The sequence below is a fragment of the Mycobacterium sp. TH-M11 genome, from assembly GCF_057473725.1.
Genome location: NZ_JBYCLD010000022.1, coordinates 1 through 3,097 on the forward strand (window position 1 = coordinate 1; position 3,097 = coordinate 3,097).

The 3,097-nt window shown below is 63.1% G+C and carries 3 protein-coding genes; 1 reads left to right on the forward strand and 2 read right to left on the reverse strand.

Features of this window, described 5'->3' with window-relative positions; all coding sequences use genetic code 11:
* Positions 1-361 precede the first annotated feature (361 nt).
* Positions 362-886, reverse strand: a complete 525-nt coding sequence (locus AC2VOG_RS01005; protein ID WP_486938052.1) for a hypothetical protein — start codon at positions 884-886, stop codon at positions 362-364.
* Positions 887-890: 4 nt separating this feature from the next.
* Entirely contained in the window at positions 891-2,639 is a 1,749-nt protein-coding gene (locus tag AC2VOG_RS01010) for an alpha/beta hydrolase (protein ID WP_486938053.1), read from the reverse strand.
* A 180-nt stretch (positions 2,640-2,819) separates the two neighbouring features.
* Here AC2VOG_RS01010 and AC2VOG_RS01015 point away from each other — a divergent pair.
* Positions 2,820-3,097, forward strand: a 278-nt coding sequence (locus AC2VOG_RS01015) for a hypothetical protein (RefSeq protein WP_486938054.1), incomplete at its 3' end; no start/stop codon positions are given.

Genomic DNA, 3,097 nt, shown 5'->3' on the forward strand with positions numbered 1-3,097 from the left:
ACTCGGCAGTGCACGCCGTCGAACAACGCAGCGCGGTTGCCGACTGGCTTTACTGGCAACACCTCACTGCCCTGCTCGACGAGGCCCTGGCCGGCGCGGCGCGGTGATGAGGGACTGAATCTATTTCGGCTCAGCTATTTAGTGATCGAGGGGCCGCCCCGCTTCAAGACGACGGGGCTCGCGGCGATCTTCATCGCTTGGAACCTCCGCATGCCTGCGGCAGGAACAGCAGAAGCTAGCCTGAATCGATTGCTGCACAGCCATCTTCGTCAACCGAAGGAGATCGGCTCAGCGGCCAGGCCCGGCCAGCCGCTGACAAGAAGTTTAAGACGGCGCCGGATACCTCCGGTCAGCTAACCTGTCAGCCCAGGCTGACGGGTTCGACCGACCCCGCAGCGCTCTTCGTTGTCGTCACGTCACGACACTCCCCGTACACGTCGATGCCTCGGCTAACCGAACCCACACTTTGTGGTGCGAGATGAACAACCACGTTATTTTTCTTGAGTGCTGTGGCGTGGGTGTGCAGTTTGGGATCGCCTTTCCAGCCCAAGCTTTCAAGCCGCTGCGCCATCCGTGCGACCTCGGCGTCTGATTGCTCCAGATTTGGCGCCAGCGGGTAGGAGATATTGACTACGCCCTGGAAGGGTGCGACGCCGTCATCGTTGCATGAGGAGCGGGTGAAGGAGGCGCTGACAACGTGAACACCGACCGCGGCGACGATTTCGCGTGCAGCGGCGAGGACCTGGTCCTTGGACTGCTCCGGTGTCAGCGGATTTGATACATGGTCTGTGCTGGAATTCAATGGTCCACATCCTGAAACGATAATTGCGGTGACGACAGCGGTGCCTACGGCGCCGACGAGTACTCGAATTTTTTTAGCCAACATGACGCTACTGATGAGTGCGACCTCTCGCTTCGCGCGCCGCTTCCGGATCGATTTCCGGAAGCGGCAACGGACCCGGAATACGTACGCGATGCGGCGCTGTCACACCGTCCTGTTCCAGCCTCGCGCCCTCTCCCGAGGCGATATCGCCGATACTGAATAGGGATTCGCTGTCCTTGTCAAAGTAGTGGCTATGGTCGCTGACTACTCCCCACTCGGAGTTCTCCGCCTTGAACCGAGTCGATCCAAAGCCGTCGACGTACGGATCGTTCCCCAGCGCCACGGTGATGTCAGTTCCCGGGATGTGCCCTTGACCGATGCCGCCAAGGTACGAAACCGGATCGCCGGAAGCACCCCCCACGTACACATGACCGCCGGGAGCCAGATCGAAATGGGCGGCATCCGTGGCCATGTCGGTTCCCGGGCAGCCCAGAAGCACCACATCGTTGACACGCATACCGTAGCCGGCCGCCGCGTCGGCCACGGTTGTTGAGCCGTACGAGTGACCGATCACCGTGACATGTGTGGGGGTCGCGCTGTCGTGAGTAGCGCTGAGGGCGTTGACGTCTGAGGCCAGCAACGCGCCCCCTTGATGTGCGAGGCCGGTTTGCCCGACCTGCGGGTCTGTCATGCTGTTCGGCGCGTCGTAGCCCATCCATGCGATCACGGATGTCGACCGCTTCGTATCTACGGCTTGTGTCTCGTTGAAGACATTGGCCGCATCCTTTTGGCTCAGCCAACCCTCGGTGACGCTGTGGCTGGTACCTGGCACGACCACCGCCGTGTTGACGGCTTTATCGGGGTCCCCTATTGCGATGGCTGCGCGCCCCTTGCCGTCAAACGCTTCTGGGTCGTACACATACAAGAAGGTCTTCTGGTGCGTCTGAGCGCTGTCATAATCGAGACCCTTCTGAACCTGGACCGCATTGCGATAGCGATCCATCATCGGCCCGTCCATGCCGTAAAGGTCGGGGTGGGCCAGCACCTCGTCGACGCTCACGCCGCGTGCCTTGGCCACCTCGGCCGGACGGTTGATGTCTTGCTGCATGATCGTCTGGTTGGCCTTATCGCGTGCGGCGACGGGTATGCCGTTCAGGTTGCCCAACTTGTCGGGCCAGTCGCGTAGAAGTTGATCCTTTTTGTCCTGCGGTTGCGCATCCCACCACTTTTTGACGTCCTTGGGGTCTTTGCCGACGGGGATCTCCGAGCCGGTGTCATACGGAGGATCGCCACCGACGATGTTGTCCCTGCGGTCTTTATCGTCGGCACCGCCGAGCTCTTTGTATTCGTTGCCGATCGCCTGGATGCGACCGCCGATGCTGTTGAGGTCGCCGTTGGTCTGTTTCACAACGTCGACGACGTCCCCAATGCCCTTGCGCGCGATCGGCAACAACTGCTGCTCACGCTGATCGCCTTGGGGTACCGCCGCAGCAGCGTCGAGCACCCACTGCTTGACGCCGTCCAAGTTCTGCCGACCCGCAGCCACCACCGCCGCCGAGCGATCGACCTCGGCGCCCAGGCGCTGATCGAGCCCGGCCATCTGCCCCAACACCCTGCCCTGCTTACTGTTCGCCTCCGCGTAGCGGTCGGCCGAGGCGCCGGTCCAATTCTCCCCGGGCGCCGCGGCCGCGACCGTGGTCTGCAGCTGACGCAACTTGCTGCTGTTGTCGAACGGGGCACCTTCCTGCGGAGTGCCCTGACCCAAGGTGTCGCGCGCATTCGTCCAGGTCGACAAGAAGGCATCAAGAGCACCCACGTCGATTCCCCTTTCCAGCTTGCACAGCCCAGCATTTCAGTCTAAGCGGGTGAAAAGCGTGATCCGGGCACAAATTTGGCGATCCGTTCTGCGCGGCGGCTGTTATTGGGGCCGCGGCGTCGCGCGTTGTGTCGGTGTCTGTTCTGTGGGCGGCCTGCCCGCAGCAGTGTCGTCACCGGGTTGCGCGCCATCGGCGGGGTGGTCCGCACTGTCGCCGTGCCCCTGAGCGAACTGCTGGGCGATTTGCTCGGCGGTCTGCACGAGTTGCCCGAGCGAATTACCGCCGCCGCCGTGGCCTTTGCCCAGGCCCTCGAGCGACTGGGCCATTTGGCCGCCGAGCTGTCCGAGCTGACCGAGCTGACCGAGTCCTGGACCCGAGCCGCCCTGGGCGCCGGTCGGCGCGCCGGCAGCGGGTGCTGCGGCGCCAGCACGTCCTGCGCTCGATGGTGCGCCGGCTG

Bases quoted from the DNA above. Each gene is read 5' to 3' on its own strand.
- AC2VOG_RS01005 (WP_486938052.1), bottom strand. From the start codon at position 886: ATGTTGGCTAAAAAAATTCGAGTACTCGTCGGCGCCGTAGGCACCGCT.